Consider the following 1013-nt stretch of genomic DNA (forward strand, 5'->3'; position numbering starts at 1 on the left):
TGGCGATCATGCCGCCGGGATTCACGCCCGAACGCGATGCCGCGCATTGGTCCCGCGCCTGCGGTTTGCTCACGCCGCGCTTGGCACTCACGATGCCGGGACAGGTCTATCGCAAGCTCGGCACAACTGTGGAAACCCAGCTCATGGTCTTCGACAAGGTGCAGGAGGACGGCGAGATGATCCGCGCCATTGTGTGCGACATGGACGAAGCCCTTCCTTTTGTCGACGCCGTGGCCGCAACCCGGCCCGAGATGCGCCCTGCCCAACGGGTTGAAGCGATCCCTCATGCTCGGCCGACCGTTCCATCATCTGCCCCGCGCAAGACCGTCGCTTCGCCTGTTGCCGCCTCCAAACCCCGGGCCAATGCCGTCCGCCCGCTCAGCTTCACAAGCTTTGAGGCCCCGCGCGACAACACGCCTGTCTCGGATATCTATGCGCGTTACCGGCCGCAGCGGATCGCGATCGCGGGTGCGCAGGAACATCCCACGCCGCTCGTTGAAAGCATCGCCATGGCCTCGGTTGCCCCGCGCATGCCCTCAAACACGGGCAGTGATGACTTGCGCCTGCCCGCACGGTTGATCGAGGAGGGAGACCTCTCCGAGGCGCAGCTCGAGACCATCATCATGGCGCATGATGCCCATGGGCGTGATCTGCCCGGTCGGTTTACCATCGACGAGGACCAGACCAAGCTGACGCGCGCCGATGATGATCCAGACGCACGGGCCTATCGCCTCGGTTATTTCCTCGGCGACGGCACCGGTTGCGGCAAGGGGCGCGAATGCGCGGGGCTCATCCTTGTCAACTGGCTGGCCGGGCGCAGAAAGGCGATCTGGGTCTCCAAATCCGCCACGCTTATCGAGGACGCGATCCGCGACTGGACCGATCTCGGCGGCTCGCCTGCCGACATTCAGCCGCTCTCCAAATGGAAACCGGACCAGCCCATCCCGATGGGCGACGGTATCCTTTTTGTCACCTACGCCACGCTGCGGTCCGCGGGCAAATGCGGCACCACG

The 1013-nt window shown here is 64.9% G+C and carries 1 protein-coding gene; it reads left to right on the top strand.

The annotated features are described in order from the left end of the window. Nucleotides 1-1013 (top strand): strawberry notch-like NTP hydrolase domain-containing protein (locus BFV97_RS18225; protein WP_172827946.1); only part of this gene is annotated, 1013 nt, incomplete at both ends.

Origin of the sequence: Neptunicoccus sediminis (assembly GCF_001719615.1) — a bacterium.
In the GTDB taxonomy this organism is placed as follows: Bacteria; Pseudomonadota; Alphaproteobacteria; order Rhodobacterales; family Rhodobacteraceae; genus Amylibacter; species Amylibacter sediminis.